The sequence below is a fragment of the Coprococcus sp. AF102-57 genome, from assembly GCF_027686195.1.
Lineage (GTDB): Bacteria > Bacillota > Clostridia > Lachnospirales > Lachnospiraceae > Allocoprococcus > Allocoprococcus comes.
Map to the genome: position 1 here is coordinate 45,752 of NZ_JAQCSY010000005.1, position 24,080 is coordinate 69,831.

General features: G+C 39.8%; 17 protein-coding genes and 3 pseudogenes. 18 read left to right on the forward strand and 2 right to left on the reverse strand.

Annotated features, from left to right (window positions below; translation table 11 throughout):
• Positions 1-131: 131 nt before the first annotated feature.
• The 9 genes and pseudogenes from PGZ10_RS04640 (at position 132) to PGZ10_RS04680 (ending at position 8,047) form a co-directional block, all read left to right on the forward strand.
• Positions 132-806 (forward strand): ABC transporter ATP-binding protein, encoded by a 675-nt coding sequence (locus tag PGZ10_RS04640; protein ID WP_006426335.1) that lies wholly within the window; start codon positions 132-134, stop codon positions 804-806.
• On the forward strand, positions 803-3,232 hold the full coding sequence (locus tag PGZ10_RS04645; protein ID WP_270540799.1) for an ABC transporter permease: 2,430 nt from the start codon (positions 803-805) through the stop codon (positions 3,230-3,232). Before PGZ10_RS04640 ends, PGZ10_RS04645 begins: the two co-directional genes overlap by 4 nt.
• A gap of 237 nt (positions 3,233-3,469) precedes the next feature.
• A complete protein-coding gene (locus PGZ10_RS04650; protein ID WP_044998564.1) occupies positions 3,470-3,706 on the forward strand; it encodes a hypothetical protein in 237 nt (78 codons plus the stop codon).
• Between the two features lie 421 nt (positions 3,707-4,127).
• Positions 4,128-4,406, forward strand: coding sequence for a helix-turn-helix domain-containing protein (locus PGZ10_RS04655; RefSeq protein ID WP_008368854.1), 279 nt, complete (start codon positions 4,128-4,130; stop codon positions 4,404-4,406).
• A 53-nt stretch (positions 4,407-4,459) separates the two neighbouring features.
• On the forward strand, positions 4,460-5,305 hold the full coding sequence (dinD, locus tag PGZ10_RS04660) for a DNA damage-inducible protein D (RefSeq protein WP_055247963.1): 846 nt from the start codon (positions 4,460-4,462) through the stop codon (positions 5,303-5,305).
• A 17-nt stretch (positions 5,306-5,322) separates the two neighbouring features.
• Positions 5,323-5,442: pseudogene (locus tag PGZ10_RS16770) on the forward strand (recombinase family protein); the annotation flags it as partial.
• A gap of 119 nt (positions 5,443-5,561) precedes the next feature.
• Positions 5,562-5,675: pseudogene (locus tag PGZ10_RS16775) on the forward strand (helix-turn-helix transcriptional regulator); the annotation flags it as partial.
• Between the two features lie 189 nt (positions 5,676-5,864).
• On the forward strand, positions 5,865-7,187 hold the full coding sequence (locus PGZ10_RS04675; RefSeq protein ID WP_117824209.1) for an MATE family efflux transporter: 1,323 nt from the start codon (positions 5,865-5,867) through the stop codon (positions 7,185-7,187).
• An 8-nt stretch (positions 7,188-7,195) separates the two neighbouring features.
• Complete coding sequence (locus tag PGZ10_RS04680; protein ID WP_270540801.1) at positions 7,196-8,047, forward strand: AraC family transcriptional regulator; 852 nt, start codon at positions 7,196-7,198, stop codon at positions 8,045-8,047.
• Between the two features lie 117 nt (positions 8,048-8,164).
• Here the strand turns inward: PGZ10_RS04680 and PGZ10_RS04685 are convergent, their stop codons facing one another.
• Positions 8,165-9,169 (reverse strand): LacI family DNA-binding transcriptional regulator, encoded by a 1,005-nt coding sequence (locus tag PGZ10_RS04685; RefSeq protein WP_117557908.1) that lies wholly within the window; start codon positions 9,167-9,169, stop codon positions 8,165-8,167.
• A 272-nt stretch (positions 9,170-9,441) separates the two neighbouring features.
• Here PGZ10_RS04685 and PGZ10_RS04690 point away from each other — a divergent pair, with 272 nt between their 5' ends.
• From PGZ10_RS04690 to PGZ10_RS04720, 7 genes are all read left to right on the forward strand, one after another.
• A complete protein-coding gene (locus PGZ10_RS04690) occupies positions 9,442-10,683 on the forward strand; it encodes an extracellular solute-binding protein (protein ID WP_117824207.1) in 1,242 nt (413 codons plus the stop codon).
• A gap of 12 nt (positions 10,684-10,695) precedes the next feature.
• On the forward strand, positions 10,696-12,075 hold the full coding sequence (locus tag PGZ10_RS04695) for a carbohydrate ABC transporter permease (RefSeq protein WP_117824206.1): 1,380 nt from the start codon (positions 10,696-10,698) through the stop codon (positions 12,073-12,075).
• A 2-nt stretch (positions 12,076-12,077) separates the two neighbouring features.
• On the forward strand, positions 12,078-12,950 hold the full coding sequence (locus tag PGZ10_RS04700) for a sugar ABC transporter permease (protein ID WP_270540802.1): 873 nt from the start codon (positions 12,078-12,080) through the stop codon (positions 12,948-12,950).
• Positions 12,951-12,958: 8 nt separating this feature from the next.
• Positions 12,959-14,896 (forward strand): type I pullulanase, encoded by a 1,938-nt coding sequence (gene pulA / locus PGZ10_RS04705; protein WP_270540859.1) that lies wholly within the window; start codon positions 12,959-12,961, stop codon positions 14,894-14,896.
• A 20-nt stretch (positions 14,897-14,916) separates the two neighbouring features.
• Positions 14,917-16,872, forward strand: coding sequence for an amylo-alpha-1,6-glucosidase (locus PGZ10_RS04710; RefSeq protein ID WP_270540803.1), 1,956 nt, complete (start codon positions 14,917-14,919; stop codon positions 16,870-16,872).
• Position 16,873: 1 nt separating this feature from the next.
• A complete protein-coding gene (locus tag PGZ10_RS04715) occupies positions 16,874-18,628 on the forward strand; it encodes a glycoside hydrolase family 13 protein (RefSeq protein WP_117824204.1) in 1,755 nt (584 codons plus the stop codon).
• Between the two features lie 72 nt (positions 18,629-18,700).
• Positions 18,701-20,332, forward strand: a complete 1,632-nt coding sequence (locus PGZ10_RS04720) for a glycoside hydrolase family 13 protein (protein ID WP_270540804.1) — start codon at positions 18,701-18,703, stop codon at positions 20,330-20,332.
• A gap of 535 nt (positions 20,333-20,867) precedes the next feature.
• Here PGZ10_RS04720 and PGZ10_RS04730 read toward each other — a convergent pair.
• Positions 20,868-21,164, reverse strand: a pseudogene (locus tag PGZ10_RS04730) (recombinase family protein); the annotation flags it as partial.
• Positions 21,165-21,276: 112 nt separating this feature from the next.
• On the opposite strand from PGZ10_RS04730, the gene PGZ10_RS04735 reads away from it, so the two are divergent.
• Together PGZ10_RS04735 and ppk1 are read left to right on the forward strand one after the other, a co-directional pair.
• Positions 21,277-21,783, forward strand: coding sequence for a phosphatase PAP2 family protein (locus PGZ10_RS04735; RefSeq protein WP_270540806.1), 507 nt, complete (start codon positions 21,277-21,279; stop codon positions 21,781-21,783).
• Positions 21,784-21,965: 182 nt separating this feature from the next.
• On the forward strand, positions 21,966-24,047 hold the full coding sequence (gene ppk1 / locus PGZ10_RS04740) for a polyphosphate kinase 1 (RefSeq protein ID WP_270540807.1): 2,082 nt from the start codon (positions 21,966-21,968) through the stop codon (positions 24,045-24,047).
• The last annotated feature ends 33 nt before the right edge of the window (positions 24,048-24,080 follow it).

Genomic DNA, 24,080 nt, shown 5'->3' on the forward strand with positions numbered 1-24,080 from the left:
GCCCACTTTTTGAAAGTGAAATGAAAGATTATATTGCTACAATCAGCATGTAGGTTGAAAAATGATATATAAACAGGCAAAGAAAGCGTGCTGAAAAGGTACGCTTTACAGAATTGAAAAGGAGGCAACACATGAGTGTGATATTAGAAACCAAGCAGCTTTGTAAGTTTTATGGCGCAGGTGAGAATCAGGTCAAAGCGGTCAATCAGGTGGACATTCAGATTGAGCAGGGAGAATTTGTCGCAATTGTTGGAAAGTCAGGTTCCGGTAAAAGTACATTACTTCATATGCTTGGAGGGCTAGACACCCCGACAAAAGGCAGTGTTACTTTAGCAGGGAAAGATTTATACAGGATGAAGGAAGATGCCCTTGCTGTTTTCCGCAGAAGAAAAATCGGATTTGTTTTTCAGGCATTTAATCTGGTTTCATCTGTTAATGTCTGGGAAAATATTGTACTGCCACTGGGGCTGGATGGAAGAAAAGTGGATGAAGCGTATGTAAATGATATTATTGCAACTCTGGGGATTGAAAACCGGATTTATAATCTGCCAAATCAGTTATCCGGAGGACAGCAGCAGAGAGTAGCAATTGCAAGAGCACTGGTGAATCGTCCGGAAATTATATTTGCAGATGAGCCGACAGGAAATCTTGATTCCAAGACCAGTGATGAGGTGATCGCCCTGCTTAAGATGACAGCAAAAAAATATGGACAGACAATTGTAATGATTACCCATGATGACGAAATTGCACAGGTCGCTGACCGTATTCTGGTGATTGAGGACGGACAGGTGGTGGATTTCAGATGAAGACAATAAGCAGAATTGCATATAGCAATGACAAAAAGAACAAGACAAGAAGTATACTGATTATGATGTCCATATGTCTGACTACGATGCTGCTTGTGATTATCAGTACTGTGGGAAATGGAATGATCCGTTTACAGAAAAGTCAGGCGGCAGGCTCATATGGAAGCAATTATGGCCTGTTTATCGCCGCAGATGGTACGCAATTAAAAGAAGTGGAACGCAGAGCTGAGATATCTGATATTGGCATCATGTGTACGGAGGGCATCCTGAAAGGAAATGAAAATGGCGGCTTTGTCAGTGCGGATGAAACGGTCAGGAAAATGCTTCCCTATAATCAGGAATATGTGTTGAAGGAAGGTACCTATCCGGAAAAGGCGCAGGAAATTGCCGCAGGACGCGCTTTCTTTGATGCAGAGGGATACCATGATGTAAAGGTCGGAGACACCGTAACATTGGAGTACCGTTCCGGCATGCAGTCGGAATACGCACCGGTGGAATTTACTGTCAGCGGAATCCTATATGATCGGGATGAGTATACCATCGAGGCTTCCTATGTTGTATTCGGTTCGCAGGATTTTTATAATGAGCGTGTTGCGGAGGGTGACAGGCAATATAATATCTATTTTACCTTGAGCGATTCTGCAAATGTATCTATGAATAATGTTGCGCCTGTTATAAAAGAAATCGCGGATTCCTGTGGCATTGACCAGAAAAACGTGATCATCAATGACCTCTACCTGCAGTGGGTATTGCAGCCGAGCTATGAAATGATTGTGGTTTGTGGAACCCTGATCCTCGGAATCGTGCTGTTTTCCGTTGTGGTCATTTATAATATCTTCCAGGTCGGGATCGCCCAGAAGGTTCAGGAGTACGGAAAAATCAAGGCGCTGGGTGCAACCAGAAAGCAGATGAAGCAGTTGATCTTTCGTGAGGGCATTCTTCTGGCGGTTCCTTCGATACCGCTGGGTCTGCTGTTTGGTTTCCTGATTGCAAAAGTCAGCTTCAACTGGCTGGTGGAGCAGGGAAATCTGGTATCATCCGGAATCAAGAACCATCAGGTGCCTCTGTTTTCACTGACAATTATGCTCATCTGCATTTTTGTATCGTTTCTTACGGTCGTTTTGGCTCTGCGCAAACCCATGAAAATTGTTTCCCGGATTTCACCCATCGAAGCGACACGGTATCTTGACGGCTCCAAAACGCAAAAACAGGGCAGACGAAAAGGCAGAAAAGATGTCACCGTTTTCTCCATGGCAATGGCAAATGTGACAGGCAATCCGAAAAGAGCCATTGCTACGATTCTTACCATGGGGCTTTCCTGTGTATTGTTTGTAATTATCTCTAATTATGTTGGAAATATTGACACGGAGCACGAGGCGCGGATTGCAATCAACCATGGACAATTTGAGTTGCAGTTGGATTATTCCCAGAATTATGATGAATCCTATTCGGAGAATAATCTGGACACAATCCTACAGAACAACCCACTGAATGATTCAATGATTGAAGAAATCAAAAGCATTCCAGGAGTGACAGATGTCATGACGAGAGAGATTGTCTCTGTAAATCTGAACGGAACAAGATTTCCGGCTACTATTGTGAGTAAAAATGATTTTGATTTTATGCGCCAAGACGGGGATATTGGCTCTATGGACTATGATCAGGCGGTAAAGAATGGTGATATTTTCTTTGGCTGGTCAACGTGGATGGAACAAGATGGATATGCTCCGGGTGAATCCATTGCATTTGACTTTGAGAATGGAAGTGGAACCTATACTTATCAGGGAAAGATTGCAGGATCTTTTGTAAGTGCGGACACTTATCTTGTCATTCCGGAAGGTGTATATCGTTCCATGAATCCGAGAGGAACAGCCTATGGCTATCTGTGGGTGGACTGTGATAAAAAAGATGTGGCATCTGTAGAACAAAGTCTGAATACTTTGATTTCTAATACTTCGCATATAAAAATGGATACTTATCATGCACAGTTACAATCTGCAGAATACGCAAGCCGTATGATGAAGCTTGGCTGCTATCTGTTTATGGCTATTGTCGGTCTCATTGGGTTTATGAATCTGGCAAACACCATGATCATCAATATCACCACGAAGAAGCAGGAATACGGTGTGCTGCAAGCGGTAGGCATGACCAATAGGCAGTTGAATCTGAGCTTACAAATACAGGGCTTGATTTTTACGGTTGGCACCATCTGCGTCGCACTTGCTGCCGGTCTGCCCCTTGGCTATGCACTGTTTTCCTATGCGAAGCATAATGGGATTTTTGGAATGAACGTTTATCACGTTCCTCTTATCCCGATTCTTGTTATGATTCTTCTGGTTGGTATTCTACAAATTGTGCTTTCCTGTGTTTTAAGCAGTAATCTGAAAAAGGAAACGCTGGTAGAAAGAATAAGGTATCAGGGATAGCAAGTATTGCTGGGATATCCTCAGTATCATAACAGGAATTAAAAGCACTTGGCTTCAAAAGGTTTTGTGCTTTTGACAAAATGCAACCGATATAAGTTTTTTGAAAACTGTCGTTTGGTAAAATCTATTCCATTTTTAAAAGCCTTGCGATAAAATATGTTCTGTGAGACGGTTGTCTTGCTTTCCAAGGGAATGGTCGATAGCAGAAAAGTGAAAGTGGACTTCTCTCTGGAGGATATGGATTTATCTGAATTTAAGGGAAAAGCAACTTATGAGCAGATAAAGGCATATGTACTTGAAAAGACAGGACTGAAGGTTTCATCACTGTATATCGCACAGATTAAGAAGAAGTGTGGATTAGATGTCGGTGAGAACTTCAATCCGGCTAAATCAGAGAATGCGAGACAGCCACAGTGTACACCAGAGAAGGAAGATGCAATTATGCAGGCGTTTAGACATTTTGGAATCATATAGATTGTGGATAAGCAGCATCATGTGTTAAAAATATAGTAAAGTATGGAAAAAAGGACATTCCGGAACTATAGATTTTATAGGTCAGGGGATGTCCTTTTTGCAGATATGGAAGTGTTCAAGGGACAAGGTAATAATACTGATGTATTAAGACTGATTTGAGAGATGTGTGGATGTTGTGACAGCATTGATCTTAAAATATGGACCGGCAATAAAAAGAAAATGGATTTTACGTGATTGGATAAAAAACATACAGGATGACTGCTTTTGGAGAAGTTTAGCCTGTAAAAGATATCAGTGGTATTTCGATTGTATGAAAGCTATTGTAAAAAATGATACGACATGACATAATCGAATTGACTAAAGTGACATAGGTATTTATAATATAGACAAAACGAAAATGACATGAACGGAGGACAGAGTAATGGAGAAAACTGTAACACTTGAAGAGGCATTAAAAAGAATTGAGGAGTTGGAAAAAGAGAATGCAGAACTTCGGGAGGAATTGGAGTATTACAGAAATCGTAAGTTAAGCGGTCGTCAGAAACATAACGCCAAGTGGATGGCAATTTATAATGATTTTGTTGTTGGGTATGAGAGCGGCATGACAATGGTAGAAATTGCGAAGAGGAACAATGTCAGTGAGCGGACGATTTATAGGTATAAAGCGTATTATGACAAACTGAGGGAAAAAGAGGAATAGACCATTTTACTGACGTCAGTAAAATGGTTTAATGTGGGAGGAGAAAGTCTAATATGGAAAAGAAAATGATAATGAATTATAAGAAAAGATTTGATGAAATTAGGCATGAAGAAAACGGAGTTGAATTTTGGTATGCACGTGAATTAATGCATTTGCTAGATTATTCAAAATGGCAAAATTTTGAAAATGTTTTATTAAAGGCAAAAGTTGCTTGCGCAAATAATGGCATTGTAGTAGAGGACCATTTTGCTGATGCCAGTAAAATGGTTATTCTGGGAAGTGGCGCAAATAGAGAAGTAGAAGATTATATGCTTACACGTTATGCATGTTATCTTATTGCAGAGAACGGAGATCCTCGTAAAGAACAGATCGCTTTTGCACAAAGCTATTTTGCAGTTCAAACAAGAAAACAGGAATTGATAGAAGAAAGGATTTCTTATATTGAAAGAACTGAGGCAAGAGGAAAGCTTCGAGAATCTGAAAAACGACTGTCTCAAAATATATATGAACGTGGAGTTGATGATGCTGGATTTGGACGTATCCGATCTAAGGGGGATCAGGCTTTATTTGGAGGATTCACTACAAAACAAATGAAAGAACGTTTAGGAGTGCAAGATAAAAGGCCGCTTGCAGATTTTTTACCAACACTTACTATTGCTGCAAAGAACCTTGCAACTGAAATGACAAATTATAATGTTGAAGAAAAAGACTTACAGGGTGAGACGGCTATTACTGTTGAGCATGTTGAAAATAATACGTCAGTTAGGGATATGCTGGGGCAGAGGGGGATTAAGCCAGAAAATTTGCCCGCATCAGAAGATATTAAAAAATTAGAACGTAGGGTAAAGAGAGAAGAAAAGAAGTTAGCTGAGCAGTCGGGAAAATTGACAAATGAATAAACTGGGAGGTTAGGTTATTGAAAAAGAAAACAAAATGCTACATATATACTCGTGTATCAACAGCAATTCAGGTTGATGGTTACAGCTTGGATGCACAGAAGGACAAACTAAAAAAATATGCAGAATTTCAGGATATCTACTACCATGCAGGTGGACGCGAACATGAAGCAATCCTTAGTGTAGAAGACTGGAAAACTGTATAGAAAATAAGAAAAAGAACTGGTGTTAAAAGAATAAAGACAATCAATTAACACAAGAGGAGTTTGGTAAATTATTTCATGTTACCAGGCAAACTGTTTCAAAGTGGGAAAACGGAAAAAGTTATCCTGATTTGCAAATCCTTGTAAGCATGAGTAATCAATTGTTATAACGCCGACTAAATGTATTGAACAGAATATAAACTGTAGTCTTTTTCTTTTATTCCATATAGCTCGCACCCAGTATTCTTTAAGATAAAGTAGAAATAGTGCAATTTTCACATGATATTATACAAGAATTACATAGAAATATATCGTATTATTGATATAGTATTCTTGAATTGTATGTGAGGAGAAAAACTATGGCAGCGGAAAGAAAAACATTAACACAGCTATCTGTGCCAATATGCTTAGAAACTTTATTTTATATGCTTTCAGGTATGGTTGATACGCTTATGCTATCATCTGTAAGTGATCAGGCTGTAGGAGCAGTGGGAACAGCAAATACATATATAGGTGTTTTTATTATTATGTTTGGAGTAATATCATCGGGTATGATAGCCGTTATGTCACAAAATATCGGAGCTGGAAGACCGGGGATAGCATATCAGGCAAGGCAACTTGGACTTATATTCAACGCATTGATAGGTATCGTAATGTCTGTCGTTCTTGCTACTTTTTCTGGTGGGATACTTAGAATCGTAAGTATTGCTCCGGCTTTGCTTGAGCCGGCTGAAATATATCTTAGAATTGTTGGCGGCACATGTTTTTTAAATGCACTGATTCCTATTTTCTCCAGTTATTTGAGAGTGTTTGGATATACAAAACATTCTTTGATAGGAACGGTTGTTGGAAATGTTCTCAATATAATACTTAATTCAGTATTTTTATTTGCATTCAACTGGGGTGTGATGGGAGTTGCTGTTGCCACGGTTATTTCGAGAGTTGTAAATCTTATTATTGTAGCCGGCATGGGGGCTGTACTTATAAAAGCAAAGCAGAGTCCTGAGCGAATTACATCAAGAAAGATATTTGCACAGATTGTTAAGATTGGTTTTCCTTCTGCGCTTGAAACAGCACTTTACAACATCGCAATGACATTTATAGTGCGTTTTATGAATCAGATGGATGTGGATGGAATGAATGTTACAGCGCGTTCATATGCGATACAGATTGCAAATTTCTCGTATTGCGTGGGAGCTGCCCTTGCTCAGGCAAATGCAATTATGACCGGCTGGAGAATTGGAGCAAAAGAGTTTGAGGAATGTAACAGGGGGACGAGAAAAGCTGCGATATATGGTATCATCACAGCGACATGCTTTTCCGTGACATTTGCATTTGCCGGACATTTTATCGTGCATATATTTACGGATGATATACAGATGATAAATCTTGTGGTAAAGTTGTTAATAGTAGATATATTTCTTGAACTTGGAAGGGTAACAAACCTTGTATATGGGCAGGCGTTAAAAACGAGCGGAGACGCATTTTTTCCGGTTATATTAGGTGCGATATTTATGTATTTGTTTGCAGTTGGCGGAACCTATTTTCTCGGAATACACATGGGACTTCTGGCTGTAGGAGCATATATTGCTATGGCAGGTGACGAATGTGCGAGAGCAGTGGGAATGGTACTTAGATGGAAGAGTGGAAAATGGAAAAGTAAAGGTCTTATAGAAGTATAGGAGAGATTATGTACTTTGAATTAAAGGAAAATAAACCACATGGTACAAAGGATGATCCGTTTAGTACATATCATATAAAAAATGAAGAACGATCATTTCAGATACCGGTTCATTGGCATGATGAACTGGAAATTATATATATAAAAAGTGGTTTTTTGACTGTTAGTATATCAGGAGAAAATTATATTGGAACCCCCGGGGATGCTTTTGTAGTGTCGCCGGGTAATCTGCATTTTATGGGTTCACAGACTGGTACAGTGGATTATTTTACTTTCCTTTTTCCGTTAAAATACATATCTTTTTGTATAAATGACATGTTGGATGCTAAATTACTGGAGCCGTTAAAAAATGGTCATCTGATGATAAGTCCAAGAGTAAAAGATACAGCAAAAGAACTATGTGAGCAGTTGGTTGAAATATATGTGGCAAAAAATAAGAAAACTGAGTCCATAATATCTGCTCAGATAAAGACAAAAATAATTCTTTTACAATTTATTCTTGAAATGTGGGAGAGGGGCTTTGTAATCGAAAATGATAAAAGCGGGAGAAATACGATAGAAAAAGAAATGATTTCATATATACAGCAGAATTTTATGGAAAAGATATCATTAAAAGAGTTCGGTGAGCAGTTTCATCTTTCGGAAAAATATATATCGCGATATTTTAAGGAACATTTTCATATTACACTTTCGCAATATATAACACATTTACGGTTAGAGCATGCAAAACAGCTGTTACAAGATACGGATACTCCTGTTACAGAGATCGCAATGCAGAGTGGATATCAGAATGTAAGCTATTTTATCAGAAGCTTCAAAAAAACATATGGAGTTTCTCCGTTAAAATATAGAAAAAAATAAGCTGGGTATATGGTTAGGATAGGACTGGGAAAATATAAAAGATGCCATCAAAAAAGGTTAGGAAACAACCGAAAGGGAGTTTCCTAACCTTTTTGTATAAAAATAATTAGATAAATATTATGTCACAGGAACTTCTCCCGTAGATTTTCGTTCAATTAGCTGCGCATGTAACAAAAATGTACTGATTGAAATGCTATTAAGCAGGCTTGATAGTGCAAAGAACCCGCTTTTCCCAAGTTCAAGCCGGTCTTGTCTGACTGTAGTCAATGGAGGAGACGTATATGCTGCAATCGGAATATCATCAAATCCAATAATACTGACATCCTCAGGCACCTTGTATCCTAGTTGTTGACACTGGATAAGGGCTGAATTGGCAAGAGTGTCCTGACTACAGATGATAGCAGTCATTCCTTTTTCCAGAAACCGAGGCAGGTGCTTTTCCATACATTCAGACAAATAATAAGAGCAGCCGGTAGAATCAGAAGAAGTCTTCAGTCCATGCTGGTGCATGGCACGGAGAAAGGCTGCATGTCGTATCTGAAGAATCTGAGAGCCAAGAGAACCGCTGAGATAGGCAATCTTACGATGACCAAGTCCGGCAAGATAAGAGACAGCAAGTTCCATTCCCTCATCATTATCAATACCTACATAAGCAGTAGAAGGATTCCCAATAATATAGTTATCGAAAAGCACGGCAGGAGTGTGGCTGGTTTTAAAATCCTGAATCCAAGGGTCGTTCAGGGAAAAGCCGATTGCAAAAGCTCCTACGTAATCATGCTCCAACATAAAAACATCATAACGTTGGTTCCGTTGCATTTGAACGTCCACAGGTACGATTTCAATATCAAAACCGGCTGGTTCAGCCATTTGGCGAAAACCAAGCAGAATGTCATAGGCAAAATGATGTGGCTCTTCGTATTGTATATTCTCTTTTTCTGTTATAATACAGATTTTTTTTACGGGTTTCTTATAACGACGTAGTTTAGTATAACCCAGGGCTACAGCAGTTTCTAAAACCTGTTTCCGTAAAGTTTCGCTGATATCAGGTGCATCATTGAGTGCTTTGGATACAGTACTCTTGGAAACATTCATCTTATCAGCAATATCTTGGATTGTAGTCATAATATGTGATCCTTTCATGAAGTAGGAAAATAAATCTTATTTTATTATATACAATGATATAGTAAAAAGCAATGAACTATAGGAAGAATAAAAGTTTAGACGAGTTTCGAAAACAAGAAAATAAAAAATAATGCACAAAAAAACAAGGTGGGAAATGTGAAAAAATAACAAAAAAAAGAAGCGGATTGAAAAGAGATTGACGAAAAATTGAAAAAGACGTATATTAAGTTTAACGAAACAATACGAAACAGAAAATGAAAGGAAGAAAGACGATGAAAAGAGGGCTAGCAACATTTCTAACAGGAATCATGACTGTAACGCTGGTGGCAGCAGCACTAACCGGATGCGGGAGCAGTACGGCGGATAAAAGGTCAGAAAAAGTCAGACTGATGGTATGGTCTCCATCCGAAGATCAGTCAAAAGACAGTGGTGAATGGCTTCAGACAATGTGTAACAATTTTGCAAAAGAGCACCCGGAATGGGATATTACATTTGTCTATGGAGTAGCTGACGAAGCGACTGCCGCAGATCAGGTGGCACAGGATCCGGAAGCAAGCGCAGATGTATTTTTGTATGCAAATGATAGGATCACATCGCTTACAGATGCGGATGCAGTAGCAAAATTTGGTGGAAAGTATAAAGAAGAGATTGAATCAACCAACTCGGAAGAGCTTCTAGATTCGTTGACGGTTGACGGAGAACTTTACGGGGTTCCGTTTACAACTAATACCTGGTATATGTTTTATGACAAGTCTGTATTTTCAGAAGAAGATGTGAAAAATCTGGATACGATGCTGGAAAAAGGAACAGTATCCTTCCCATTCACTAATTCGTGGTATCTTCCGGCATTCTATCTGGGAAATGGATGCACCTTGTTTGGAGATGGAACAGATGAGTCAAAAGGAGTTGATTTTGCAGGAGAAAAGGCAGTGGATGCAACCAATTATGCAATTGATCTGGCAGCAAATCCAAATTTTAAAATTGACGCAGATGGATCAGGACTTGCAGGACTTCGTGATGGCAGTGTAAAGGCAATGTTTACCGGATCGTGGGATGCAAATGCAATAAAAGAAGCACTTGGAGATAATATGGGAGTTTCATCGCTTCCGACCTATACAATTAACGGACAAGAGAAGCAGATGCTTGCATATGCCGGTTCAAAGGCAATCGGAGTTAATGCACATAGTGAATGTATGGAACAGGCAGTTGCACTTGCTGTTTATCTGGGAGGAAGTGATGCACAGAGAGCACACTACGAGATGAGAACCGTGATTCCATGTAATACAGAACTTCTGAAAGAAAAGGATATTGCATCCGATCCTCTTGTTCAGGCACAGAATGATACCTTTAATAATACATCAATACTCCAGCCGTTCGTGGCGTCCATGAGTAATTGCTGGACACCGGTCGAGAATATGGGAAAAGGAATTCGTAACAAGAGTGTGACACACGAAAATGCCGAAGAACAGACGGAAGCAATGAATGAAGCAATGAACAGCAATGGAATTAATTAAGAGGTGAGCGGAATGAGTATGTTTAAGAAAAAAATCAATGAATTTCCAACGCCATATACCTGCAAAAATGCAGTGAAAAAAGGTGGAGTAGAGACTAAGCTTTCCATGATTCTGATGGGATTTGGAAACATTGTACATGGTCAGATTATCAAAGGACTTTTGTATCTGGCAGTTGAAATTGCCTACATCGTCTTTATGGCAGTAAATGGAATTGGGTTTATCGGTGGTTTACGGACACTTGGAACTGTGCAGCAGCAAGAAGTATGGGATGAAGCGAAGCAAATCTATATTTACACAAAAGGAGATCAGTCCGTTCTGATTTTACTTTATGGTGTGGCGACAATCTTGTTGACAATTCTTATGATCCTTGTATGGAGAGGAACCTTAAGAAGTGCATATAAAGCAGAATGTATTCAGAAAGCGGGAATGCATGTAAATACATTTGCAGAAGATCTGAAATCCTTTCTGCATGAGAATCTGTATCGCTTGTTTATGACGCCACCAACGGCATTCATCTTTGTGTTTACTGTACTTCCGTTGGTGTTCATGATCTGTATGGCATTTACTAATTACAGCCGTATCGGCAACCATCTGATGCTGTTTGACTGGGTGGGACTTGATAATTTCAAGACATTGTTTGATTCCGAAAGTATTCTTGGAAGTACCTTCTGGTCTGTTTTGGGATGGACGATCATCTGGGCGTTTTTTGCAACTTTCAGCAATTATATTTTTGGAATGATCCTTTCCCTTCTGATTAACAGAAAGGGAACAAAAGCAAAAGGATTCTGGAGATTTTGTTTTGTTCTTTCCTGTGCAGTGCCGATGTTTGTATCTCTTTTGATCATGCGTACCATGTTGCAGCCGGAAGGAGCGGTCAACGTACTTCTCAGAAATATTGGATTGATTGCAAGTGATGCAAGCCTTCCGTTTTTTACAGATGCGACATGGGCGAGAGTGACTGTTATCATCATCAATGTCTGGGTAGGAGTACCGTATACACTGCTTCAGCTGACAGGTGTACTTCAGAACATCCCGGGAGAACTTTATGAAGCCGCAAAAGTGGATGGAGCAAATGCATTCCAGACATTTACAAAGATCACGCTGCCATATATGTTGTATGTGACAACACCGTATCTGATTGTAACCTTTACGGGAAATGTCAATAACTTCAATGTCATTTATCTTCTTTCAGGAGGAGATCCGGTAACAAACCTTTCTTCAACTGCAGGTAAGACAGACCTTCTGGTTACATGGCTTTACAAACTGACAATTGATAAACAGTACTATAACATTGGTGCGGTAATCGGAATTATGACCTTTATCATTCTGGCAATCGGTTGCCTTCTTACATACCGTAACAGTAAATCCTATAAAGAAGAAGGAGGATTTTAATCATGGCAGGAAAGAAATTACAATCTGCAAAAAAGAAGAAAATGATCAACAATACGATCGTACATATTGTTCTTGCGGTGTTGGCAATTATCTGGCTTTTCCCAATTGCATGGGTAATTCTGACGAGCTTCCGTGCGGAAAAAGGCTCTTACGTATCAACCTTCTTCCCGAAAGCATTTACGCTTGACAACTATATAAAACTGTTTACTGATACATCCATTTTGAATTTCCCGCAGATGTTTATGAACACATTGTTTATTGCAATTTGTTCCTGTATTTTATCAGCATTTTATGTGCTGGCAGTTTCCTACTGTTTGTCCAGACTGAAATTTAAAATGAGAAAACCATATATGAACATGGCAATGATTTTGGGATTGTTCCCGGGATTTATGTCCATGATCGCTGTGTACTTTATCTTAAAGGCGATGGGACTTACAGAAGGAAACCTGATTAAACTGGCTCTGATCTTATGTTATTCCGGTGGTGCAGGACTGAGTTTCCAGATTGCAAAAGGATTCTTTGATACAATTCCGGTTGCAATTGATGAAGCTGCACTTTTGGATGGATGTACCAGATGGCAGATTTTCAGCAAGATCACACTGCCACTTAGTAAGCCGATCATTGTATATACAGTGCTGACATCTTTCATGGCTCCGTGGCTCGATTTCATTTTTGCAAAGGTAATCTGCAGAGCAAACTCAGACCAGTATACGATTGCAATTGGACTTTGGAAAATGTTGGAAAAAGAATATATTGACAGTTGGTACACCAGTTTTGCAGCTGGGGCAGTTCTGATTTCAATTCCGATTGCGATTCTGTTCTTGTTCATGCAGAGATACTATGTAGATGGAGTATCAGGTGCAGTGAAAGGATAAGAAAGATGATGAAAGATAAAATAGAATTAAAAAAATATTATTCTACAAAAGAGTTTCTTGAAAATTATATTTATGAGGAAAATAATCTTGGCGTAGAATGTACAGAAGAAGGAACGACATTCCGCCTGTGGTCACCACAGGCGGAATGCATTAGTTTAAACCTGTATCAGACAGGAGATGGAGGAAATGCATACAAGCAGATTCCGATGAAAAAAGAAGAAAAGGGTGTGTGGAGTTGGGAGAGCAAAGAAGAACTTCACGGTGTTTATTATGATTATCTGATTACACGCAATGGCGAAGAAGTCCGATCAGCAGACCCATATGCAAAGGCATGCGGAGTTAACGGATTGCGCAGCATGGCAGTGAATCTGAAAAAGACCAATCCAAAAGGATGGGAAAAAGATCAGACACCAGAAGAAGGACCGGAGAGAATCGTATATGAACTTCACGTAAAAGAATTTTCATGGGATAAGGCGGGTGGTTTTCCGGAAGAATATCGTGGGAAATACAAAGCATTTACGTGCAAACATACGACTTTGAATAAGGATGGGATTCATCCGACCGGTCTGGATTATTTAAAAGAACTCGGGGTGACACACATTCAGATCATGCCGATGTATGACTATGGTTCTGTAAATGAAGCAGGGGAAGATACTGAATTCAATTGGGGGTACGATCCAGTCAATTACAATGTGCCGGAGGGCTCCTATGCGACAGATGCCAGACATGGTGAAGTTAGAATTCGGGAAATGAAAGAAATGATCCAGGCAATTCATGAAGCTGGTTTTGGTGTAATCATGGATGTTGTCTACAACCATACTTATTCACTGGACTCCTGGTTTCAGAGAACTGTACCTTGGTATTTTTACCGGGTATTTCCGGATGGGAAGATCTCCGATGGTTCTGCATGTGGAAATGATGTTGCAAGCGAAAGAGAGATGTGTGCGAAATATATTCTGGAATCAGTGCTTTACTGGACAGAGGAATATCATATTGACGGATTCCGCTTTGACCTGATGGGACTTCTGGATGTAGATCTGATGAATCGGATCCGAAGTGAACTGGATCAGAGATACGGAAAAGGAAAGAAGATCATTTACGGAGAGCCATGGGCGGCGGATAAGACAGCTGTAGAAGGCAATAAAAAACTGGCAGCAAAAGAAAATATCGGACTTTTGGATGAAAATATCGGGGCTTTTTGTGACAGCACCCGAGATGGAATCAAAGGTTCCGCACTACGTGCAAAGAAAGCAGGGTTTATAAACGGCGCAGAAGGAAAAGAAGATGAAATGCTTGCAAGTGTGACAGCGTGGTGTGCAAATCCTTATCAAGCAGAAGGTTTTGAAAATGTGAAAGCACCTTCGCAGATTGTTACTTATGTATCGGCACACGACAATCATACATTATGGGATAAATTAAAAGAGACAGTCGTAGAGGAAAATGAATGTATGAGGCTGAATAAAATGGCAGCGGCAGTTTATATGACTTGTCAGGGAACATTGTTTTTCTTATCAGGAGAAGAATTTGCCCGTACAAAAGATGGACAGGATAATACCTTTAAATCACCGATTTCCCTGAATCGTATCAACTGGGAAAAGGCATGGGAAAATAGGGAACTGGTTCATTATTATCAGGGATTGATTGCACTTCGAAAACAGCTCTCCGGACTTTGTGACAAATCAAAAGACAGTTATAAACAAATCACGGATATGTGGAAAGAAAAAGACGTAGTAGGTTTTACTGTGCTCAATGATGAAGCATCAAGATGGAGTCAGGTGAAGATAATTTACAATGCAAAAAAAAGTAGTTATAAAGTGAAATATTTGGATGACGGCTGGGAAATCTTAAGCGATGCAGATGATAGCTGGTGTTGGAAAAAAGGAATCTGTGCAGACAGACAGATAGAAGCTGCACCGCAGAGCGTGTTGATACTTGGACGTAAATAATGATTAAGGAGGAGTAATGCATGAAGTGGATCTATGGCAGACAGGATTGGAAAACGTTGGAGAGAGGACTTGAAAACTGCTATCTTTTAACTAATGGTCTGGGAGGTTTTTCTTCGCTTACGATGACCGGAGCTGTGGCAAGAAATGATCATTCAGTATTCATGGTATGTACGAAAGCTCCAAATCACAGAGTAAATATGGTTCATCGTATAAAAGAAGAACTGGGTATTGGAGAATCAAAGTATGTTCTTTCAACTCAGGAATTTGCGGATGGAACAAAAGAAGAAGGATACCGTTATCTTACAGAATTTTCTTTTGAAATTCTTCCTTCGTGGCGTTATCTGATAAACGGAATAGAGATAGAAAAAGAGATTGTGATGGCACAGGGCAGCAATCAGATTGCAGTGAATTATCATCTGAAAAACCGTGGTCAGAAAGAGGCCGCTCTCTGTGTAACTCCGTTTTTTCAATTTGAACCCAAAGGGGAAGATTTGAAAGAAGATAAGATATTTTCAAGACAAGAGCAAAAGATTACCGATGGAAAGTATGCTCTTTTCTTTGAAACAAATGGAGAAGTAGAAGGATTCACAGAAAAGAAAGAGACGTATTTTTATAGCTACGATGAATGTGATGGAAGACGGGAAAATGGAACAGCAGGCGCAGTTTATCAGATTAAAAAACGAGTAAATCCAGGGGAAGAGACAGATTTAACAGTGATTTATTCGATGGAAAGTCTGAAAGGTATAGACGCAAAAAAAATATTTGATAAAATAAAAGAAGAGCAGATCCATTATCAAGAGAAGCTTATAAAGACTTCAGGTTTGAAAAATAAACTGGCACAGACACTGGTTTGTAGTGCAGACAAGTTCCTTTCAAAAAGAGAGTCTACGGATGGATTGACCATCCTTGCCGGCTTTCCATTTTTCGAAGACTGGGGAAGAGATACAATGATTGCACTTCCGGGAATCTGCATCTCCACAGGAAGAGTTGAAAGTGCAAAATCAATCTTGCGGACATTTGCATTTTATGAAAAAGATGGATTGATGCCAAATCTGTTCCCAGAGGGGGAGAATGAGCCACTTTATAATACTGTAGATGCGGCACTATTATTTATCAACTGCGTGTGGTTATATTATGAAAAAACTCAGGACATCAAATTTGTAGAGGAAATGTATCCGGTAATGCAAAGGATTATTTCCGGTTATGAGAGAGGAACAAATTTCAATATCCATATGGAAGAAGACGGTCTTATCAGTGCCGGAGCGGGGTTGGATCAGGTGACATGGATGGATGTACGTGTGGGAGAAATCCTTCCGACACCAAGACATGGGAAACCGGTGGAGATCAATGCTTACTGGTATAATGCACTTTGTATCATGCAAAAGTTTTCTGAAGTTTTGAAGAAAAATGAAGAGCAGAAATATGGAGAACTCGCACAGAAAGTGAAAGAATCTTTTGCACGAGAATTCTGGATGGAGGAAAAACGCTGCCTGAAGGATGTAATCTCAGAAACAAAGGCAGATACACAAATTCGCTGTAATCAGATATGGGCGGTGTCTATGCCGTTTACTATGCTGGACGAAGAGAAAGAAAGACAGATTGTAGATACAGTGTTTGAAAGGTTGTATACGCCTTATGGACTTCGGACATTAGATCCAAAAGACGAGAAGTTTCATGCAAGTTATGGTGGAGAGATGATAAAAAGAGATCTTGCTTATCATCAGGGAACTGTCTGGACTTTTCCGATGGGTGGATATTATCTCGCCTATCTAAAAGTAAATAAAGATTCAAGAGAAGCAAAAGAGATTGTGGCAAAGCAGTTGGAAGTGTTGGAAAGTGCAATGCGTGAAGGATGTATTGGCCAGCTCCCTGAAATTTATGATGGAGAGATTCCGGTTTCTTCAAAAGGATGTTTTGCACAGGCGTGGAGTGTAGGGGAAATCCTGCGTGTTTATGAAAAATTGGAGGAAGAATAAGATGGAATTTACCGGTGTATATCATAAAACATCAGAGCAGATGAGTTATCCTCTGGATGAGGACAGACTGATTGTAAATATTAAGACCGGGTATGATGTAAAACAGGTGTTTATCCATTACGGAGATCCTTATGAGGCCGGGATTCTGGGTGGAAATGAAAAATGGACAGGAAAAAGAGAGGAAATTATTTATAAAAAACGTCTGCCTTATCAAATCTGGTGGACAACAACGCTTCTTCCTGCATATAAAAGATGCAAATATTATTTTGAGCTGAGAACAGAAGAGGAAGTCTGGTATTATTTTGAAGACGGTTTCCTGACAGAAGAACAGCTTCAGATGGATGGCCGTATGCAGCAGTGTTTTATTGTACCATGGATGAATCCAGCAGATATAAACCGCACACCTGCATGGGTGAATGATACGATCTGGTATCAGATTTTCCCGGACAGGTTCTGCAATGGGACACCGGAAAAGAATGGAAATGATATCACACCGTGGAGAAATCACGGAACAGTGACAAATCAGGAAAAATTCGGAGGAAATCTGGAGGGAATCCGTCAGAGACTACAGTATCTTCAGGAGCTGGGAATTACCGGAATTTATCTGAATCCGATCATGGAAGCAGAATCTAACCACAAATATGATACTACAGATTATACAAAGATTGATCCGGCTTTCGGCAATGAAGAAATGATGAAAGCACTTTGCAGGGAAGCGCACGAAAAAGGAATCCGTATTATGGTTGACGCAGTATTTAATCACTGCGGAAGAAAATTCGCGCCGTGGATGGATGTACTGGAGCATGGGAAAGATTCCCGTTATGCGGACTGGTTTATGATAGAAGACTGGGAAGAGATCGGAAAACGAGCAGACACAAGAGACAGGCGCTTTTACTCTTTTGCATTTGCAGATACGATGCCAAAATTAAATACGAATAATGAAGAAGTAATTGAGTATTTTTGTAAGGTCTGCGAGGAATGGATTCAAAAATTTGATATAGACGGAATCCGTTTTGATGTGGGAAATGAAGTATCACATCGGTTCTTAAAGCGGATGCGAGAACATTTAAAAACGATAAAACCGGACATTTATCTGTTGGGAGAAATCTGGCACGATGCAAGCCAGTGGCTGCAAGGAGATGAATATGATTCCGTTATGAATTACCCGCTGCTCAGTGGAATCCATGACTTTTTTCTAGATAAAACGATGAAAAAAGAGGAATTTGAATATATGGTAAATCGTTGTTATACTATGTATATGCAGCAGAATAACGATGTACTCTTCAATCTGCTGGATTCCCACGATACAGAGAGACTTATGAACCGTTTTCATAATCTGGATAAATTCTATCAGCAGCTTGCAATTCTCTTCACACTTCCGGGAAGTCCTTGTATTTACTACGGAACAGAGATTGCGATGGAAGGTGCACATGACCCGGATTGCAGAAGATGTATGCCATGGAGCGAGATCGAAAGCAAAGAGAATCAGGAAAAAATTGCAATGATGCGGAAACTGATCATGCTTAGAAGAAACGAGGAAATGTGCAGAAGCCCGCATTTCCATTTTCCGGATACGTACAAAAATGATCGATGTGTAGAATATATAAAATTAGATGAAGAAGGTAATAAAATTGAGGTTCTATTAAATGCATCGGAGGAAGAAATAAAAGTAAAAGGAAATGGAAAAATTCTTTTTGCTCGAGAATTTGATGGAGAGATACTTGGTGTGAACGGAACACTCATTCGTAGAATTTAGAGAGCATGTAAAGAAAGGAGAGGATGTCCCGGTAGAACCAGATAATCTGCCGGAGAGATATCGAAATTGGGTATGGAAAATAAGAATAAATGGTGGAAAAATGCAGTCGTATATCAGATTTATCCGAAAAGCTTTCAAGATTCGGACGGAGATGGAATAGGTGATATTCCAGGAATTATCAGCAGACTGGATTATTTGAAAAAACTTGGAATAGATGCAATCTGGCTCTCGCCGGTGTATCGTTCTCCACAGGATGACAATGGATATGATATTTCAGATTATCAGGATATTGAGCCAATGTTCGGAACAATGGAAGATATGGAACAGTTATTTGTGGAGGCAAAGAAACGCGGAATCCGAATTATGATGGATCTTGTATTGAATCATACTTCAGATGAACACAGATGGTTTTTGGAAGCAAAGAAAAGTAAAGACAATCCGTATCATGATTATTATGTGTGGCGTGACGGAGAAGAAGACGTTTATCCAAACGATATGAATTCTGTATTCGGTGGACCGGCATGGGAGTGGGTTCCAGAATTGGGACAGTATTATTTTCATCAATTTTCAGTGAAACAGCCGGATCTGAACTGGGAGAATCCGAAAGTGAGAAGAGAGCTCTATGATATGATTCTCTGGTGGATGGAAAAAGGGGCAGGCGGATTTCGTTTGGATGTAATTGATCAGATTGCAAAAGAGCCAGATCTTAAGATCACAAATAATGGACCAAAGTTGCATGAATTTCTGCGTGAATTAAGCAGGGAAACATTTCAGAAGGGCGACATGATCACTGTAGGAGAAGCCTGGGGAGCAACACCGGAAATTGCAAAGAAATATAGTAATCCGGATGGAAGTGAATTTTCCATGGTTTTCCAGTTTGAGCACATTATGCTTGATCAGGAAGAAGGAAAGGAAAAATGGGACACTATTCCATTGAATCTGGTAAAGCTAAAAAAATGCCTTGCAAAGTGGCAGAATACTTTATATCAGGTAGGATGGAACAGTCTGTTCATGAATAACCATGATCTTCCTAGAATCGTGTCGCGCTGGGGAAATGACGGAAAATACAGAAAAGAGTCGGCAAAAATGCTGGCGACAATGCTTCATGGAATGCAGGGAACTCCTTACATTTATCAGGGAGAAGAGCTGGGAATGACGAATGTGCAGTTTGACAGCATTGAAGAATATGAAGATATTGAGACATTGAATATGTACAAAGAGCGTCTGAAAAAAGGATATCAGCCAGAAGAAATCCTGCATTCTATTTACGCAAGAAGTCGTGATAATGCCCGTACTCCGATGCAGTGGAGCAGTGAGAAGAACGGAGGCTTCACAACAGGAGAACCATGGTTTGCAGTGAATCCAAATTATATCAGGATTAATGCGAAAGAGGCACTGGAGGATGAAAATTCGGTATTTTACTATTATCAGAAGCTGATTCAGTTAAGAAAAGAAAATCCAGTATTCGTGAATGGAAAATTTGAACTTCTTCTGCCGGAAGATGAGAGAATTTTCGCCTATACGAGAACAGATGAGCATACAAAGATGCTGGTATGTACAAACTTTACGGATGAGGAAGTTAGCTGCCCATTGCTTGATGAGTGGAAAGACGGGGAAGTCTGGATCCAGAATTATGAGGACGGCAGAGAAGGAAATATATTGCGTCCTTATGAGGCGGTGATAATTGCATTTACTGGCAAATAGATTGAGTTTCTTTTTTGGCATCAAAATTCACTTACTATATTTCTTCCTGCCACGCTCATCAAGAAAGAACGCCCATTCTTCCTTGAGGTATTTCGGCATACGGGGCATAGAGACACCTCCTTTGTGCTGCCTAATTGCCGATTTGTTCCCGAAACGCAGAAATGCCCAAAACCGTTTCCCGTTGTATGGTTTCGGGGCGATTTTGGGCGTTTTCTTTCGATATGAGCGGCTTTGTTTTGACGGCGGTATCCTTTACCGCCAACCATTCAAAAGCCGCTGTTTGTCACTTCCGGGTAACAAAAAAGCGCCGTATTGCTACGACGCTTTTGTTTTGCCCGGAAGCTGGAGCAAGGGAACGCTATTCAATTATCTGTTGTACTTTTTCTTTCTGCTGACAACCGTTGTACCAATGGCAGCACCGCTGCTGACAAACAGCAGGGCAATCCACAGTGCAAGGTTGCTTGTATCGCCGGTCTGGGGAGATTTGGAATCGTCTTTCAGCTTCGCCGTTACGGTGTCGGCTTTTTCCACCGCTTCTTGTTCGGCTTATTTTGTTGCTGGTGTCCTTGGCATACCACCTGTTCATTATGTTGAGGAACGGGGTGAAGTCGTTATCCTGCGGCTTGTCACTGTCCACGCTGTTATTGATTGCAATAAAGCGTATCTGCTTCTTGGGGAACAGAATCTCAGTATAAAAGCCGACCTCAAGATAGTTTCTGCAGAAACGGCTCATATCCTTGACGATAATTGTGCCGATTTTCCAGGCTTCGGCTTCTGCAAGCATTGCCTGAAATCCGGGACGATTGAAGTTACGCCCTGTGTAACCGTCATTTTTCAAAAGATTGTTTGTAAAAAATTTGTAATTCTAAAAATTCATATAAACTGTAATCTATGTTATTCTATAGAAAAGTAAAAATACTGATGAAGAAAGCAGGAGGAAATTTATGAACATTGAATTAAGTATTTTGGATTGGATCCAGACGTTGCATACGCCTTTTCTGGATAAAATCATGGTATTTATCACAAGATTTGGGGATGCAGGAATTATATGGATTGTGTTGAGCATAGTATTGCTTCTGATTCCTAAAACGAGAAAAAGCGGTGCGGTTATGGTGGTTGCTTTAGTAGTAGATGTATTACTTTGCAATATTGTCTTGAAAAATCTTGTAGCACGGACAAGACCATATGATGTGAATACAGGTGTACACCTTCTGGTAGCAAAGCTTCATGATTATTCTTTTCCGTCCGGACATACGGCAGCTTCGTTTGCTTCGGTAACAGCTTTGTACCTGGCAGGTGAAAAAAAGCTTTGGAAATTTGCGCTTGTGCTGGCATGTCTGATTGCAATATCGAGGTTATATCTGTATGTACACTATCCGACAGATGTTCTTGGAGGAATTCTGTTCGGTGTGATTTCAGGATATTTAGGATATCGCAAAGTATTGAAATGAAGATGACCAAAGATTACCGACCGAGAATTATATGGAAGTCAGTTGGTATAAGCATCATTTTACATGGATTTTACAAAAACAGTTCTTTAAGAAGGTAGATATGAAAGTGTATTCAGATGTATAATTAATTCTTAAGCGTAGCTATAAAATATTCAAATTAGCAAAAGGAGATAAGTAGACAAATGAAAAAGAAGCAGTTAAAACCAGAACCATATATGATGAACAGGGAACTGTCATGGTTAAAATTTAATGAGAGAGTATTAAATGAAGCAGGGAATCCGAGAGTACCTTTAGCAGAACGACTTACTTTTGCGTCTATTTATCAATCTAATCTGGATGAATTTTATATGGTGCGGGTAGGTACACTGATGGATCAGATGGAATCATCGGAAGTAGTCCGTGAGAATAAAACCAATATGACCAGCAAAGAGCAGGTAAAAGCGATCATTGATGCAACAAGAGAGCTTGATATAAAGAAAGCAGTTATTTACGAGCAGTTAATGGGAGAACTAGAGCCGCAGGGAATCCGGGTTATCAATTTCAACAAGCTTTCAGGAAAAGAAGGGGAATTACTGGAAACTTACTTTGATAATGAAATTGCACCATATCTGTCTGCGAATATCATCAGCAAACAGCAGCCGTTTCCATTCTTACAGAATAAAGAGATCTATGCGGTTGCACTGCTTGCAACGAAGGGTGGAAAGACAAAAACGGCGATCATTCCGTGCAGTAACAATGTATTTAAGCGTCTGATCGACATTCCGACCAGACCGGGAACCTTTATGCTCTCGGAAGAACTGATTCTTCATTTTTTGCCGAAATTATTTAAAAAATATGAAATCAAAGAAAAATCTCTCCTGAGAATTACGAGAAATGCGGATATTGATACAGAAACCATTTATGATGAAGATATGGATTACAGAGATGCCATGGAAAATCTGGTAAAGCAGAGAAAACGTATGAATCCTGTCCGCATGGAATTCTCCAGAAAGATCAACAAAAAGCTGATCGCAGAGATCTGCAAATATATTCATATGGATAAAAACCACGTATTTATGTCGAGAGTACCACTTGATTTATCATTTGTATTTGCAATCCAGAATTATCTGAGAATGCAAGGAGCAGAAAAGGAAAAGCTGTTCTATCAGAAGAGGAGTCCGCGAATGACACCGCAGCTGAAAGAAAAAGAAAGTCTGATCGCACAGATTGAGCAGAAAGATGTTCTGTTATCTTATCCATTTGAAAATATTAAATCATTTACCAACCTGCTTTATGAAGCGGCAAGAGACGATTCTGTAGTGTCCATCAAGATGACCTTGTACCGTCTGGCTGTCCGTAGTCAGGTTGTGGATGCACTGGTTGAAGCGGCAGAAAATGGAAAAGAAGTTGTGGTACTTGTAGAACTTCGAGCAAGATTTGATGAGGAAAGCAATATTGAATACTCCAGAAAGCTGGAAGAAGCCGGATGCCGTGTAATTTATGGTCTGAATGGATTCAAGGTACATTCAAAACTTTGCCTGATCACCAGAAAGACAGATAAAGGTCTGGAATATATTACTCAGATCGGAACCGGTAACTATAATGAAAAGACTTCTACTTTATATACAGACCTGTCACTGATCACAGCAAAGCAGGAAATCGGAAAAGAAGCGGCAGAAGTATTTGCATGTCTGCTGCGCGGTGAGACGATAGAGGAAACGCACATCCTGCTGGTTGCACCGAAATGTCTCCAGAATAAAGTACTCGATATGATCGATGAGGAAATACGTCACGCAAAGAACGGGAAAGATGCGTATGTCGGAATCAAGATCAATTCACTGACTGATAAAGTGATCATTGAGAAGCTTGTGGAAGCATCACAGGTGGGTGTGAAGATTGAAATGATCGTCCGTGGAATCTGCTGTATGATTCCTGGTATCAAAGGATACACAGAAAATATTAAAGTAATCAGCATTGTCGGAAGATTTCTGGAGCATTCCCGTATTTATCGTTTCGGAACGCCGGACAGAGAAAAAGTGTATATTGCATCGGCCGATTATATGACGAGAAATACGCTCCGACGTGTGGAGGTTGCAGCTCCGGTTCTGGATGATACGTTGCGTGAAAGACTGGACTGGATGTTTGACACCATGATGAAGGATGATGAAAAAGGAAAAGAACTGACTGCAGATGGCGATTATGTAGATCGTGATATCAATGAAGAAAAGCTGGATTCACAGGAAGTATTCTATGAGACGGCGTATAAAAATACGGAAAAGAAATAGTAGAGAATATTTGAGCAAAATAAACGGGGCTGT

What these genes read in the sequence shown, in the direction of transcription:
- PGZ10_RS04735 (WP_270540806.1), top strand. Translation starts at nt 21,277, where the DNA reads ATGAACATTGAATTAAGTATTTTGGATTGGATCCAGACGTTGCATACG.
- PGZ10_RS04675 (WP_117824209.1), top strand. Translation starts at nt 5,865, where the DNA reads ATGGCAGCGGAAAGAAAAACATTAACACAGCTATCTGTGCCAATATGC.
- pulA (WP_270540859.1), top strand. Translation starts at nt 12,959, where the DNA reads ATGAAAGATAAAATAGAATTAAAAAAATATTATTCTACAAAAGAGTTT.
- PGZ10_RS04695 (WP_117824206.1), top strand. Translation starts at nt 10,696, where the DNA reads ATGAGTATGTTTAAGAAAAAAATCAATGAATTTCCAACGCCATATACC.
- PGZ10_RS04650 (WP_044998564.1), top strand. Translation starts at nt 3,470, where the DNA reads ATGGATTTATCTGAATTTAAGGGAAAAGCAACTTATGAGCAGATAAAG.
- PGZ10_RS04640 (WP_006426335.1), top strand. Translation starts at nt 132, where the DNA reads ATGAGTGTGATATTAGAAACCAAGCAGCTTTGTAAGTTTTATGGCGCA.
- PGZ10_RS04680 (WP_270540801.1), top strand. Translation starts at nt 7,196, where the DNA reads ATGTACTTTGAATTAAAGGAAAATAAACCACATGGTACAAAGGATGAT.
- PGZ10_RS04645 (WP_270540799.1), top strand. Translation starts at nt 803, where the DNA reads ATGAAGACAATAAGCAGAATTGCATATAGCAATGACAAAAAGAACAAG.
- PGZ10_RS04685 (WP_117557908.1), bottom strand. Translation starts at nt 9,169, where the DNA reads ATGACTACAATCCAAGATATTGCTGATAAGATGAATGTTTCCAAGAGT.
- PGZ10_RS04720 (WP_270540804.1), top strand. Translation starts at nt 18,701, where the DNA reads ATGGAAAATAAGAATAAATGGTGGAAAAATGCAGTCGTATATCAGATT.
- PGZ10_RS04715 (WP_117824204.1), top strand. Translation starts at nt 16,874, where the DNA reads ATGGAATTTACCGGTGTATATCATAAAACATCAGAGCAGATGAGTTAT.
- PGZ10_RS04710 (WP_270540803.1), top strand. Translation starts at nt 14,917, where the DNA reads ATGAAGTGGATCTATGGCAGACAGGATTGGAAAACGTTGGAGAGAGGA.
- PGZ10_RS04700 (WP_270540802.1), top strand. Translation starts at nt 12,078, where the DNA reads ATGGCAGGAAAGAAATTACAATCTGCAAAAAAGAAGAAAATGATCAAC.
- PGZ10_RS04690 (WP_117824207.1), top strand. Translation starts at nt 9,442, where the DNA reads ATGAAAAGAGGGCTAGCAACATTTCTAACAGGAATCATGACTGTAACG.
- ppk1 (WP_270540807.1), top strand. Translation starts at nt 21,966, where the DNA reads ATGAAAAAGAAGCAGTTAAAACCAGAACCATATATGATGAACAGGGAA.
- PGZ10_RS04655 (WP_008368854.1), top strand. Translation starts at nt 4,128, where the DNA reads ATGGAGAAAACTGTAACACTTGAAGAGGCATTAAAAAGAATTGAGGAG.
- dinD (WP_055247963.1), top strand. Translation starts at nt 4,460, where the DNA reads ATGGAAAAGAAAATGATAATGAATTATAAGAAAAGATTTGATGAAATT.